Origin of the sequence: Cohnella sp. LGH (assembly GCF_017671885.1) — a bacterium.
Lineage (GTDB): Bacteria > Bacillota > Bacilli > Paenibacillales > Paenibacillaceae > Cohnella > Cohnella phaseoli.
The window spans coordinates 5,068,760-5,082,848 of record NZ_CP072117.1 but is presented as its reverse complement, the minus strand read 5'-3'; the positions used below and the strand labels follow the sequence as shown (position 1 = coordinate 5,082,848).

The following is a 14,089-nucleotide window of genomic DNA, read 5'->3' as shown; positions in this document are numbered from 1 at the left end:
GGAACAAGTCATAATTTTGGTAACGCTTTCTAAGGTGCGCTTGCTACACTTATAACAGTTCAAACAGATCAAAGTTCGGAACGATAGAGAGGAGTGTTCAGGTCTGATCAAACATATCGCAGTGGAATGGAAAGAAGGACCTGTAGACGGAACAATTGCAGTAGACGGGGGAACCGTTATCCATGAAGCGATCGTCAAGGGGAGCGGTACAATTTCCCAAGGCAGCTTTGCTATTGACGGCAGAGCGGCAAGGTTGACGATTTCGGTAGATTTATCTTCAAGAGCAGCGAATAAAAAGCCGATCGTGACGGTCTCGACGGACAACCATCCTTTCAGTTTTTTCTTGCTTGATGTCCACGAGCAGTATCCGATCTATATTCCGGCTTACGGTGTCATAGTTACCGAACAGACGGACGAGCGTTCATACGAACAGATTGAACGGGACACTCATGCTCAAGGGCTGCTTAACCAATTGCAGAAAATCGAAGCGGAACCGGAGGAAAACTTCGAGAATGCCGCGGCTTGCACACGGGATCTGCCAGCCCAGACTTGGCTAGGCTTATCCCGCGATATTCGAATCTTCGGGATCGGTTTCAGGGGAGTCGGCGGAGAAGAGCTGCTGTGGGATTGGGTACAGCCAAGGTTTCATGGTTTTGAAACTGCGCTGCCCGAGCTGGACGATCATGCCGTACGCTATCGTTTTATGTTAGGGCGCGGAATCGGTTGCGTAGAAAATATATCAAGAAGGCTTGAGGAAGGCGTACTGCCTATTTTGCACTCGACCATTGTGGATGACGACATCACCTATCGAACTGTATCTTTCGCTTCGTACGAGTCAAATCCGCTTAACGAGCAGACGCTTCGCGGTTCGCATTACTTGGTAGCGGATGGCTATGGATTTGGACATATGCTTAATGAAGAGCAAACGGCGAAACGGGAGCAGCTGCTGCCAAACGAATTAAATCCGGATGAGGAGACAGTGCTCTACTTCCGGGCAACAGCGACGAATACGGCGCGGGTACCTCGATATGCCTGGTTTAAGAATCCGGTGCCTAACGCAATTATGATGAATAACGACAAGCATTACACATTCGATAATCTCAGCGGTTTTGTACAATATTCGAGTGATCGCGTCTGCTGCGTATCCAAGTTAAACGGAGAACCGCTTACGGAAGAGGAAACGGCCATTCTCATCCTTCCCGGCGAAACGGCCGTCTTCGAATTTTTCTTGCCGCATCGCCCGATATCTCATCTGAGAGCTGAACGGCTAATCAAGCAAAGCTTCTCCTCGCGGCTGGAAGAATGCCGCAGCTTCTGGAAAGGCAAACTCGACCGCGCCGCTCGCATTCGGGTTCCGGAGCAGCGGCTGGACGAAATGATCCGCGCCGGATTGCTTCACCTCGACCTGGTTTCCTACGGAATAGAGCCCGAAGGGACGATCGTCCCGACGATCGGCGTCTATACGGCAATCGGCTCGGAGAGCGCTCCGATCATTCAGTTTATGGAATCTATGGGAGGGCACGACGTAGCGGCAAGGTCTCTGCAGTTTTTTTTGGACAAGCAGCATGAGGACGGGTTCATTCAGAATTTCGGCGGATACATGCTTGAGACGGGCGCCGCGTTATGGAGCTTTGGAGAACATTATCGCTATACGCGCGACGAGGTTTGGCTTGCGCAAATCAAAGAGAATTTGTTAAAAGCTTACGACTTTATCGTCGCGTGGCGAGAGCGAAATAGGACAGAGCAGCTAAGGGGCAAAGGCTACGGCATGTTGGAAGGGAAAACGGCAGACCCGGAAGATCCGTTTCATTCCTTCATGTTAAATGGATACGCTTACATCGGGGTGAGTCGGTTGGCGGAAATGCTGGCGGCTTCCGATCCGGTCAAAGCGGCACAAATCGGCGAGTTTGCCAAGGAGCTAAAGACGAATATCCGCGAGGGCTTTCACCAGGCGATGGCATTGTCGCCGGTTGTGCCGCTTGCCGACGGTACATGGGTGCCTACTGCGCCCCCATGGGTTGAACACAGAGGCCCGCTTTCCCTGTATGCGGAGAGCGCCAAGTGGTTAACGCATGGATCTGTCGTTGCTCGCGACTCGCTGCTCGGCCCCCTGTATCTCGTATTTCAAGAAGTATTGCAGGCAGACGAGCAATCGGCTCAATTTTTACTTCAATTTCACAATGAACTGATGTGCATGAGAAATGTCGCTTTAAGTCAACCGTACTATAGCATTCACCCCTTCGTGCATCTGCTGCGGGGAGAAGTAAAACCGTTCCTGAAAGCCTTTTATAACGGCTTCGCGGGATTGGCCGATCGTGAAACGTATACGTTCTGGGAGCATTACTGGCATGCCAGCCCGCATAAAACGCATGAAGAAGGCTGGTTCCTGCTGCAAACGCGCTGGATGCTTTATATGGAATCCGGTCGGACGCTAAACCTGCTGCCGGGTATTCCAAGAGCATGGCTCGAGCATGGCAAATCGATTGAATTGAACGAAGTCGCAACCTATTTCGGTCCGATCTCTTTGCATGTTGAATCGCAACTAGAGAAAGGAGTGATTATAGCCCGCATCAGCAGCAGCTCAGACAGAAAACCGGATTCGCTTTGCCTGCGTATTCCGCATCCGGAAGGCAGGAAGCCATCCGGCGTAACGGGCGGAACGTACGTTGCGGGCCGGGAAACGGTCACAGTGGAGCGGTTTACCGGAAGCGCTGAAATCACGTTGCATTTCTGATTTTACAAACACTAAAAAGGGGACGGGATTAGCATGGGTTTTAGAAAAATGTCTGTTTTATCAATCGGTTTTATTCTGATTCTATCGCTTGTACTAGCGGCTTGTTCTTCCAATAACAAATCTGCCAATACAGGAACGAACAGCGGAACGCAATCGCCGGCAAGCTCGCAGACAGCTGCAAAGAACGATGGAGAGAAAACAACGATTCGGTTTTCGACCTGGTACGGTCCCGGCGATGTGGAAATTTGGAAAAACGTCATCAGTCGGTTTCAAGCGGAGAATCCGAACATTACGGTGGAATTTGAGCCGCTGGAATGGGGCGCATACTGGCAGAAGCTGCAAACCCAGCTCGCTTCGAATTCGGCCGCCGATGTCATCGGCATGCATGTAGGAATCGTTTACGGATATGTCGAGAAAAATCAGCTTGCTCCGCTCGACGATTATTTAAGCGCGAACGACCGCAAAGATCAGCTTTCCGAATCGCTTCTAGTAGAAGGCCAATGGCCAAAAGACAATCCTAAGCAATATGCGCTGCCTTGGCACGTTACGGGTGCGACCTTGTTTGTGAATATGACGGCTTTTAAGGAAGCGGGTATCGCTTATCCGGAAAACGGCTGGACCATCGACGAATTTAAGGCTGCAGCACAGAAATTGACGACCGATAAGAGATTTGGCTTCTCCGTTCCTACATTCTCGATGGCTGCCGGTTTGGCAGGCGCTTTCGGCACCGAGCCTACGACAGCGGACAAGCTGCATAGCAATTACAATTCGCCGGAGATGCTGAATTTCAAAACGTGGCTGCACGAGCTCATTTGGAAAGACAAGGTAGCTCCGAATCCTAAGGATCTCGACAAAAATATCGATCCGTTCGTGGCAGGCAAAGTGGCGATGGCTATTAACGGCGCCTGGAATTTCCCGGTGTATCGCGACATTAAGGATTTTGAATGGGATATCGCGCCGATGCCGAGCAAAGACGGGAAAACGAAGACGTATGCCGGGCCGGATATGCTCAGCATTACGCAAGACAGTAAAAACAAGGATGCGGCATGGAAGTTCATGCAATTTGTCATCTACAACCAGCAAGCTCAAGAACTGCTTCGGGCGACCGGCGTTCCCATGCTCAAAGAAGACTTGGCTAACGATGCATTGATTAATGAAATTGCCGCTCAAAAACCGGCACACTTTAAAGTTTTCCTCGAAGGCGTCAATAACGACGGAATCGGTTACGCCTTTACGAAGAAGTTTTTCGAAATTAGCCAGCTGGAACTGGATGCCGACGTGAAAATCATGGAAAGACCGGACGCGGACATCAAAAAGGAACTGGAGACGCTCCACGAACAAGTGAATAAAGAATTCGAGAAACAATAATCTACAGGCTAGGGGATAGTTGAGTAAGGCTATCCCCTACTTAAGGCGGTGCAACTTTTGCGAGATATGCACAAGAAGCGTATGAGCTCGGACGCGTTATGGGCGTTTATTTTGCTCATCCCTTTGTTTGTGGGCATTGGTTTAGTCTATTATTCCGCTTTATTCGGTTTCACCATGAGCTTTACAAGCTGGGATATTGTGCGCAAAGCGGAATGGATCGGCATATCCAATTACCGAACGCTAATAGAGGACGACCTGGTCTGGAAAGCAATGAGCAATACGCTGATCTTTCTGGTCATCACCATCCCGGCCAAGATCATTCTCGGCTTTCTGCTTGCGGTGTTGTTAAACCAGAAGCTGCGCGGCATCCAATTCTTTCGGCTGACTTACTTTTTCCCTACGGCTTGCTCGGTTGTTGCCATCGCCTTGGTATGGGGATATATGTACGGAGCCGACGGATTTCTTAATCAGATGCTGCAAGGTCTCGGACTGTCCAAAGTATATTGGATGGATGAGAACCATGCGATGAGCTCGATTGCGATTATGACGTTGTGGGTTGGTATGGGATACATTGCATTGCTCTTCCTGGCAGGGCTGCAAAACGTCCCAACGGATTATTACGAAGCCAGTCGGGTGGACGGAGCATCGAAATTCCAGCAGATGTGGAAGATTACGATCCCGTTGGTTACGCCAACTACCTTTTTTATTCTTGTTACGCAGATCATAACGGCATTCCAGATGTTCGGCGAAGTTTATCTGCTTAGCGGGCCGGCCAATTCGACATTAACGATTGTGCAGTACATTTTCAAAGAAGCGTTTCAAGGGTTCCGCATGGGCTATGCCTCGGCATTGTCCTATATTTTGATCGTCGTTATCTTAATCGTTACGGTTGTTCAATTAAAAGTCCAGAAGAGATGGGTACATTACGATCTTTAACGAGTGCGCCGAATAGGACAGACCTGCGAGTTTGACTCCGTCAGACTCCCATGACAGGAGGACCCGATGGAGACAATTAATGAAAAACATTCACTTAAGCTGCTCTACTTTATGATTCTGCTCGGACTAGGTTTGATCATCGTTCTTCCGTTTTTATGGCTATTGCTTTCCTCTTTTAAAAGCAGCTACGAAATTATTTCCGGCAGCAACTTCATTCCGAAAAACTGGACATGGGACAATTACGTAAAAGTTGTAACCGAAGTACCGATGCTTTCCTTCTTTAGGAACAGCGTATTTGTAACCGTCTTGGCCACGGCAGGCGGCGTCTTCGCCAGCGCCATGTCAGCCTTCGTGTTCGCTAAGCTGCATTTCAAGGGCCGCGATACGTTATTTGCAATGGTGCTTATTGTGATGATGATTCCTTCCGTTGTGACGATGATTCCTTTATTCATTATTATGAAGTCGGCAGGATTGATGAATAGCTTATGGGCGCTTATTCTTCCCAGTTGGACAGGCTCTGCGTTCGGCGTATTTTTCCTAAGGCAGCATATGATGTCCGTTCCCGACGCCTTATACGAATCTGCCAAGCTGGAGGGCTGCAGTCCGTTTCGGATTTTCATCTCCATATTTCTTCCGCTCGTTAAAGCGTCGTTAGCTACGTTGGCCGTGCTCAATTTTATTGCCCATTGGAACGATTTGCTCAACCCGCTAATCTACCTGAACTCGCCGGAGAAAATGACGATAACCGTAGGGATCTCCTATTTCCGAGGGCAATATGTGACTAACTATCCGGTTGTATTGGCCGGTATTTTTCTCAGCTTGATCCCGACGGCCGCGGTGTTCTTGTTCGCTCAGAAGTATTTGACTAAAGGCATGCTCATAAGCGGATTGAAGTAACGGTAAATTTGAAATTAAGAATGGAGGAGAAAAGGATGTTGAAAAAAAGCGCGTCATTAGTAGTTGCTCTTATCGCTATTATGATGAGTATAGGTTCGGTAAATAGCTATGCCGTAACTCCTCAGTCGCATCTTAAGTATTTTGGATTTTATGGGATAGAAGGAATGCTTCACGACGGAGGTTTCAATTTCGTCGATGATATAGATAACCTCGGCATTACGAATGTAAACGTACAGTCATGGGCATTCATTAACGGCGATGAAACCGTACAGCAGATGGCACCGAGAGTAAGAAGCTTTTATCAGGAACTAAAAGATAAAAACATGGTTATTTTCCAGAGCATTGACGGTCTATTGTTTAAAAAGGCGCCTGGGGGACATTTGGGGAACGGTCTGTCCACTCTGAGGGCTGATTATTTGCAGAGGTGGAGTGATTATAAACAATACGTCCTCAGCGGCTATGAAGACCAAATTGCCGGGTTTTATATCTCTGACGAGCCGTATCTGGCGGGGATAACGGAGTCTGACTTCCGGACCGGCTGTCTATTAGTGAAGAACGACTTTCCAAATAAGAAAAGGATCGTCATAGAGGGATTGGAAGCCTTCGATCCCGCAGCATTCGGGCATGCGCAGCCTCCGGTTAGCGACACTTACTTTGATGATGTTACCGACGTTGGTTTTGACGGCTATAATGGATATTTATTTTTCGACAATAACGGTCCGGATGGCAATTTAGGCTTTCAGGCCCACACTTTATCCATTCTGAAAAGTAAAGCGACCAAAAATCAGGATCTATGGGTGGTTACCGTAGGGGCTTACCACCATGGTTGGAACGGCACAATGGAAAGCCAGCAGAACAGCATGAGGGTTAACCTGATGAAAAATCTGGAGATGGCGCTCGGAGAACCGCGCGTAGTAGGCATGTTGGTATGGGCATTCCATGACGGAATCATACCTAATAATGAATGGGACGGCTTTAATCAGTATTCCGTAAAGCCTGAGAGTAAATGGTACGATCCTGCTTTGAAAAATCTGTTTGCGAGTATCGGGAAGTTGATAATAAACGGGCAGCCAAGCGATAATCTCTTCTCATCCAGCATTGACTTCGGCCATTCGCAGGGGGGAGTCAATGGATTTAGCTATCAGGAAGAGCAGGGCTGGAATTATTCGGACTTGATATGGGACAATGTCAACGGCCGTTGGAAATCATCGATAAGCGGGCGTTCCACGTGGATTGGGCATGACGAAGTTTCAGCCGATACATCCAATTCCAGCAGACAATGGACTGCGCCTAAAGCCGGGAAGATAAGGATATCGTCCCAAACGAACTTCAGGAAGGCTGTTCCCGGCGGCGATGGCGTGGGGATGGTCATTATGAATAGAAGCACTGGAGAACAGATCTATCCGTATTCAGGGACATGGGCTCAAATCGGCCCCAACGATACGGACCTTTACGGAGGCATATCTTTTAACGTTTTAACTACAGTTAATCAAGGTGATGTCATCGAGTTTAAAACGACTCAGTTGGGAACCAGCGACTTTGATCGTGCGTACTTGTCGCCGGTAATCGCCTATGAAAGCAACGCTGTTTTTTATGATAGTTTCGACGATGGCGATGCGAATGGCTGGACGACTTACGGCAATGGAGGATTTAGCGTACAAGACGGCGAGTATGCAGCCAATAACGGTGGCAGCTTCATTGCTACCGCAGACAATACGAATTTTAGCGACTTCGTATATGAAGCGGACGTTTATCCGGAAGATAACGGCGATCCTCAATTATTGTTCAGGGTATCTAATCCGTCTTCGACGGGCTATACGGGGTATGCATTCGGATTAAAAGCCTATCAGGACAAGGTTTATGTTGAAAAGGTTAACGGAGCGGGATACTCGATTCTGGGAGAAGCTGCTGCCGCAATCGACAATAACAACTGGTATCATATCAAGGTTGTTGCGCAAGGCTCATCGATCAAGGTGTTCTTGAACCGGTCCAGCACTCCGGTAATAAGTGTAACCGACAGCTCGTTTGCTTCAGGTTCGGTTGGCTTAAGATGGGGCTGGGTTCACGCCCGCTTCGATAACATCGCTGTGGATGCGATTAATTAAGTTGGTCGTCAAAAGGGGCTGAGGCTGTCCCATAAGCCAACCAAGTTGCTCTGAAAGATAATCGATGAATAAAGTGAAGGTGTATATACCTCCCTCCGATGCTATACGCTCCTGAAATTTGAATGGGTAAACCCGTTACGCGGTGATTTCAGGAGCGTATGAGGCAGTCTCCAGGAGGTATATACACCTTCTTTGATTATCGATCATCATGCAACTCTGCTCATGGGACAGCCTCTTTTGCTGCTACGTTACTTCCGAAGGCAGAGAGCCTCCGTCATCAAATACGACAACGCGGCTTCGGCGCCGCAGTTAATGTTCGGGCCGTATGGAGTGAGACCGTCGCAGCAGCTTCCGTCCCGGCGATCGGCGACCGGCACGCGCAGGTCGTTGGCGCCGTAGAACCAGTCCCGGCACATATCGCGCAGAGCGCCATAGCTGCAATGCTGCCCCTCTCCCAGGACGAATCCGTCTTCGAGCGCGGATCGGCCGAGCACGGCGGGGCGGCGGCTGCCGCGGTCCGCCGATGAATCGCCCGCGCCGTGTCCGCGCGCGCTGCCGACAAGCCGGGCGTCCTCGTGCTCGACCAGCCGCTCGACAGCGGCCGCTTCCTCCAGCGCCAACGCCAGCTTGAACATCTCGAGCGGCTGCTGATCCCATCGACTGACCTCGCCCGAATCGTTGGTGCACCAGCCCTCATTTCCGATCGGTCGCAGCCATCCTTCTTCGGCGGTCATCGCTTCGACAAGGAACGCCAGGCTCTCGATACCAACCCGATACGTTTCCGGCCGCTTCGTGAACCGATACGTGCGAAGCATCGCCCACGGCAGAACGCCGTTGCTGTATGTCATCGCCGGCTCGAACCAGCGCCAGTCCGGCGCGGAGAAGTTGCGGTAAGCCTGGCAGAGCACCGCCTCCAGGCGCTCCAGATGGTGCCGCAGCTCACTCTTCACGTCGAGCGGAAGGTCGATCGCGCCGTCGCGCGAAGCTTCCAGCACATGGGCGCAGGCGGCCATCGCGAACGCCTGGCCGCGCAGCGACTCGATTCGTCCGAACGTAGGCAGGCTGCGTTCGAAGATCGTTCGCGCCGTCTCGCGCCTAGGACCTTCCAGTCGAATCCAGGCGTCGGCGCAAGCCCAGATCGACCGGCCTTGACAATCGTGGGAAATCTCCTCCGGTTCAAGGGTGCGATCGTAAGCGAAATTGTTCAGAAACCATCCGCCATCCTCTTGGGCCCACAGCATAAACGCAAGATACACATCGGCCAACCTGCCCAGCTCCGCTACATTTTCCACTCCAATCGTCCGCTCTCCGAAGCTTAGCCACTCCGTCGCCGTCCATAGCGCTCTGGCGTTGTCGTCGGTCGTATAGCCTTCTCTCCGGCGGGGAATCCGGCCCAAGGCGTGTTCAAGCAGTCCCGTATCGTCCGTCAGGCGGCGCAGATGGGCGAAAGAAGGGAGCGCCGTCTGACGGAATGTCCTCTCGTTATACGACATCGGCAATTTTGTCCCTTTGCTGTGAAATCATGCGATGGAACAGCCGCAAATGCTGCGCCCCGACATGCGGCCAATGCATGCTTCGCCCGATTTCCGAGATGGCTCGCTCCCAATCCGCAAGCATCCCGGGGTAAGTAAACAGCTCGATCAGCTTCGCGCTCCAAATCTCCGCGTTTCCGTATGGAAGCAGCATCTCCTCGCGTCCTTGCACCAGATCGAGCGCATAAATGTAAGGCGTCGAGAGGATTGGTCTGCCCAGGCCGGCCGCATAAGCCAGCGTACCGCTCGTAATCTGGCCCATGCCGGGATACGGCGTGACATACAGGTCACAGGCGGAAATGAACGAGACAAGCTCCTCCTCCGGCATATAGCGGTCGATCCATTGAACGTGATGCTGCAGCCCGAGCTCTTGAATCAACCCTCGCAACTCGTCGCGATAGGCTTCTCCTTCATGCCTGCGAACCTCCGGATGGGTCTGTCCGGCAATGACGTAGAGCAGCTCCGGAACGGCTTGAACGGCGGAAGCCATCGCTCGTAAAATCAGCTCGATCCCTTTGCTCCGCCCAAGCAGGCCAAACGTGAACAGCACCTTGCGATTTTCCCAACGGGCTTCCTTCCGCACCTTCAGGCGGTCGGCCCTGTTCGGAACGGGAGTGCCGTGCGGAATAAACGAAATTTTGTCGAGCGGAATTTCAAAGTTGTCGTGCAGGTAGCCGATGCCTCTCCGGTTCATGACGATCAGATGATCGCTGCGGTGGGCAATTTCGCGCTGGATCGGCGAGTAAGGCTCGACGGGATGCTCGAACACGGTGTGGAAGGTCGTCACGACAGGCTTTTTCAACCGATCCAGAAAGTGGAGCACAGACGAGCCGGCCTCGCCGCCGAAAATACCGAACTCATGCTGCAGGGACACGACGTCCACGGAGCTTTGATTGATCAGCTCGGCAACTCTGGAGTAATCGCCCGGTTCCTGCTTAACGAGCGGCAGCATCCAGGGCTCGCGATAATCGCTCTGTTCGTCCGGATTGCACATTGTAATGACCGGATCCGGGACGCGAGCTCCCTTGGCATGGGAAATCGCTTCTCTGAGATGATGGGTGTAAGTGGCCAGGCCGCATTTTTTCGGAATATAAGTACTGACATAAGCGATCTGGGGCTGACGTGGATTCATCGGCGTTGCACCTCCAAAATGCGATTGCATACGGCTTCGTGCAAAATATGCGGTCCGACCTGCATGGCCGATCCGAAAATACAGGCGTTGAGCTGAGCGCCGGCGCGGATTTTGCACCGATCCCACAAAATCGAGTTGGACAGCCTGACTTGCTTGCCGATGCGGCTTCCGTTGCCGACGACGGCATAGGGACCGATGATCGCCCGGTCTCCGATCGAGACGTCGTCGCCGATCATGACCGGCGGGACGAACAGAACGCCCTGACCGACGCGCACGTTCTCTCCGAGCCAGATGCCTTTGTCCTCCATCTCCTTGCCGTCGATGCGAACGGGAAAGCGACGATCGAGCAGGTCCCAATGGAGCTGACGGTAACGTTCTTTGGTGCCCATATCCATCCAATAGCCTCCGATAGGATGGCCGTACACGCCGCTGTTTTCGGCGATCAGCAGGGGAAAGGTTTCCTTCTCGATGGAAACGGCTTTGCCCGCGGGCACGTAGTCCAGCGCTCTGCGCTCCATAATGTATATGCCGGCATTGATCCGATTTGACGGTGCTTCTTCTTTTTTCGGTTTTTCGATAAAACGGACGATTTGACCGTTGTCCGTCTGCTCGACGACGCCGTAATGCGAAGGATCGTCCACCTCGGTCAGGCAGATGGTCGCAGCTCCTCCATGCTTCTCGTGATAACGCAAAGCCGCCGCCAGATTAACTTGATGAATAATGTCCGCATTCACCACAATAAAACGGTCGCTAAGCAGATGCTCGGCGTTTTTGATTGCGCCCGCAGTGCCAAGCAGCTCCTTTTCCACCGAATAGTCGATGCGCACTCCATATTTGGAACCGTCGCCGAGATAGCTTTCGATGAGCTCGCGGTAATGCTTTACGGCGATTACGAACTCCTGCACGCCTTGCTCATTGTAGTGCAGGAGCAGATGCTCGAGCCAGGGCCGATTGCCCACAAGGGCCATAGGCTTCGGAAGATGTTCCGTCAAGGGGCGAAGTCTCGTTCCCAATCCTCCGGCGAGAAGTAAAGCTTTCATGATAGGATCAACCTCCGTTTGATTGATGTGTTCCCCCCGTAGGGTCAACTGTGAACCTATTACCGCAATCGCCGCAGTCTCAATCACCTCCCGGAAAATAAAAAGACGCCCCCAGTTCGCGTTCAAGCGCAGGGAAGCGTCTGTAATCGGTTGGATGAATAGGTGTCGGGAATAGAGTCGGTCAGACTGTTGCGATCAAGAGAAAATCACCCCGTCGTCAAGCGACCATGGCTTAGCGGGAGAGGACTCCGTGCTAAAGCCTACTTTACCCGAAAAATGCATTTGCTGCAACCTTTATCCAGACGTCTTGTCCAGCGGGAGAACGGTCGAGCGAGTTACACTCTTCCGCGTCTGCCCGTGATCAGGGAGATGATAAACAGAATCAGGAAGACGAAAAACAAAATTTTAGCGATCCCCGCCGCAGCGCTGACGATACCGCCGAATCCGAAAATAGCGGCCACAATTGCCACCATAAAAAAGACAGCTGCCCAGTATAACATATTGAACTCCTCCTTGTGTGTGCGGTTGCCAGCAGCTTTCAGCCGGTCCGCAGCCTGTGATAATGAATCGTTACCCGCCATGGACGACAATGAATCCGATACGTCCGATTGTTTCGGAAGCAGGGGAGACGTTTAACGAATAGTAACGACGGATGTCAACGGAGGAGATAAAATATGGGGAATCAAGAGATTTTGGCAATGAGCGCCGCGATTGCGGCAGTGGCTTTTGTTTTTCTATGTGGGTTTCTGATAGCGCTGCTTAGAACTGCCAGGCAATCTCTTCTAGCCGCCGAGTCTACACTGAAGGAAGTTAAACAAACGGTAGAGGAGCTGCGGGGAGAGGTTGGAAAGCTGGCCTCCAGCGTGAACGACGCCGCCTTTGATGTGAAAGGCAAGCTGCAGTCGACCGATCCGTTTTTTGCGGCGATTCAGGATGTCGGAGCGATACTGAGCGATGTCACCGGAACGGCCCGCAAGGCGGCCCGGAAATGGACCGATAGATTTCAGAAGCAGGCGGAGTCAGCCCAGGAGCACGCCGCCGAATCGACGCCGCCGCAGTGGCTGAAATGGGCGGCGATCGGCTCGCGACTTGCGATCGGATTAAAGAAAGGCAAGGATTATCGGGCTAAACGGCCGTATCCGCAGGCGAAGGAGGGATACTGAATGTGGTTCTCCTGGCTGCTTTTGTTTTCACTGATGGGAAATGGAGGGGCAGCGTCTTATTCGACCGCTTCGGCGGCCGTCGCCGCTGTTCCTCAATGGGATTTGGACGGTGTCTCGCTTGGAGACACGGAGAGCGAGGTTATTGCTGCATGGGGCAAGCCCAATGCCGTTGAAACCGATGAATGGCATCCCGATTGCGTCATATGGAGCTATATGGGCGGCAGAAACGCCGGGCTGTGCGATGGAGAAGTCAGCTTTGTGCAAGTGACTTCGCGTGCCGACAAGGTCAATCTGAACGGGCGCGAGTTGGCGATGTCCGGGCCGGATTTGCGCCGCGCGCTCGGAAATCCGGAGTTTGAGGCGGAAGACGGCTGGGGCGTGATCCACGGCCCCGAAGCGCTTAAAGTGTTCGTTGACGAGAGAGGAAAGCTCGTCTCGCTCGACCTTTTCGGTTCCGAATTCTGACCTCGCGCGCCAGCTTCGTCCCGATTTGCGTTTTTTCGAACAATGTTGACAAACTTCTGTTTCATATAAATAGAGCCTGGTTAAATGAGAAGTATAGGTTGAACCGATGCAATGGACATTCGATTCTTGGGTTCACCTAAAGAGACAGAGAAAAAAAGGAGGAGAGCAGAATGAAAGCCTATGCTAAACTAGTAAACAACGGATTGGAAGCCGTCGGAGTGGTGAACGATCTGCATCGCCAAGGGTACGGAGAGAAGGAAATCTATGTGCTGGCGCACGAGACCGAGAGGACAAGCCATCTGGCCGACGCCTTCGACACGAACACGGTGGGTATAGCCGAAGAAGGAATGTTCGACGCGATGGCGAATTTATTCCGCAGCCGGGGAGACGCTCTCCGCAGCAAGATCGAATCGATGGGCTTCAGTTCGTCGGAAGCGAACATGTATGAGTCCGAATTGGACAAAGGCAAAGTTCTGATCATGGCTCGCCATTAAGTCCGGAGCCGAATGACGCTACCTCGTAAGCGATCCGGGTTGAACTAGAAGATTATCGATTAAAGGTTAGAGTGCATGTATCTCCTTGGAGACTGCCTCATACGGTCCTAAGATTCCCGCTTAGCGGGTTTACCCCTTCAGGATTTCAGGACCGTATAGCAGCGTAAGGAGATATATGCACTATTCTTCCTTTATCGATAATTTATAACCGGGTTTACGGGAC

Annotated in this window: 12 protein-coding genes; 8 read left to right on the top strand and 4 right to left on the bottom strand. The window is 51.8% G+C overall.

Annotation, left to right across the window (positions count from 1 at the left end; genetic code table 11):
* The first annotated feature begins 121 nt into the window (after positions 1 to 121).
* The 5 genes from J4772_RS22000 to J4772_RS21980 all read left to right on the top strand — a co-directional run bounded on the left by J4772_RS22000 (position 122) and on the right by J4772_RS21980 (position 8,040).
* Positions 122 to 2,734, top strand: coding sequence for a glucosidase family protein (locus J4772_RS22000; protein WP_209071397.1), 2,613 nt, complete (start codon positions 122 to 124; stop codon positions 2,732 to 2,734).
* 33 nt (positions 2,735 to 2,767) lie between these two features.
* Complete coding sequence (locus J4772_RS21995; protein WP_209071396.1) at positions 2,768 to 4,102, top strand: ABC transporter substrate-binding protein; 1,335 nt, start codon at positions 2,768 to 2,770, stop codon at positions 4,100 to 4,102.
* A gap of 66 nt (positions 4,103 to 4,168) precedes the next feature.
* Positions 4,169 to 5,038 carry a carbohydrate ABC transporter permease gene (locus J4772_RS21990; RefSeq protein ID WP_247741210.1) on the top strand — a complete coding sequence of 290 codons (870 nt, stop codon included), beginning with the start codon at positions 4,169 to 4,171 and terminating at the stop codon, positions 5,036 to 5,038.
* A gap of 66 nt (positions 5,039 to 5,104) precedes the next feature.
* A complete protein-coding gene (locus tag J4772_RS21985) occupies positions 5,105 to 5,935 on the top strand; it encodes a carbohydrate ABC transporter permease (RefSeq protein ID WP_209071394.1) in 831 nt (276 codons plus the stop codon).
* A gap of 35 nt (positions 5,936 to 5,970) precedes the next feature.
* Positions 5,971 to 8,040, top strand: coding sequence for a 3-keto-alpha-glucoside-1,2-lyase-like domain-containing protein (locus J4772_RS21980; RefSeq protein ID WP_209071393.1), 2,070 nt, complete (start codon positions 5,971 to 5,973; stop codon positions 8,038 to 8,040).
* Positions 8,041 to 8,288: 248 nt separating this feature from the next.
* Here J4772_RS21980 and J4772_RS21975 read toward each other — a convergent pair whose 3' ends face one another.
* The 4 genes from J4772_RS21975 to J4772_RS21960 all read right to left on the bottom strand — a co-directional run bounded on the left by J4772_RS21975 (position 8,289) and on the right by J4772_RS21960 (position 12,244).
* Entirely contained in the window at positions 8,289 to 9,533 is a 1,245-nt protein-coding gene (locus tag J4772_RS21975; RefSeq protein WP_209071392.1) for a hypothetical protein, read from the bottom strand.
* Entirely contained in the window at positions 9,523 to 10,704 is a 1,182-nt protein-coding gene (locus J4772_RS21970) for a glycosyltransferase family 4 protein (protein ID WP_116064951.1), read from the bottom strand. The genes J4772_RS21975 and J4772_RS21970 overlap by 11 nt, the downstream gene beginning before the upstream one ends.
* Positions 10,701 to 11,744 carry a nucleotidyltransferase family protein gene (locus J4772_RS21965; protein ID WP_209071391.1) on the bottom strand — a complete coding sequence of 348 codons (1,044 nt, stop codon included), beginning with the start codon at positions 11,742 to 11,744 and terminating at the stop codon, positions 10,701 to 10,703. The genes J4772_RS21970 and J4772_RS21965 overlap by 4 nt, the downstream gene beginning before the upstream one ends.
* 335 nt (positions 11,745 to 12,079) lie before the next feature.
* Positions 12,080 to 12,244, bottom strand: a complete 165-nt coding sequence (locus J4772_RS21960; RefSeq protein WP_116064949.1) for a DUF1328 domain-containing protein — start codon at positions 12,242 to 12,244, stop codon at positions 12,080 to 12,082.
* Positions 12,245 to 12,418: 174 nt separating this feature from the next.
* Here J4772_RS21960 and J4772_RS21955 point away from each other — a divergent pair, with 174 nt between their 5' ends.
* From J4772_RS21955 to J4772_RS21945, 3 genes are all read left to right on the top strand, one after another.
* Positions 12,419 to 12,907: a DUF948 domain-containing protein gene (locus J4772_RS21955; RefSeq protein ID WP_116064948.1), complete on the top strand. Its 489-nt coding sequence runs from the start codon at positions 12,419 to 12,421 to the stop codon at positions 12,905 to 12,907.
* A complete protein-coding gene (locus J4772_RS21950) occupies positions 12,908 to 13,372 on the top strand; it encodes a hypothetical protein (RefSeq protein WP_209071390.1) in 465 nt (154 codons plus the stop codon).
* A 170-nt stretch (positions 13,373 to 13,542) separates the two neighbouring features.
* Positions 13,543 to 13,866, top strand: a complete 324-nt coding sequence (locus J4772_RS21945) for a YflT domain-containing protein (RefSeq protein WP_116064946.1) — start codon at positions 13,543 to 13,545, stop codon at positions 13,864 to 13,866.
* Positions 13,867 to 14,089: the final 223 nt, after the last annotated feature.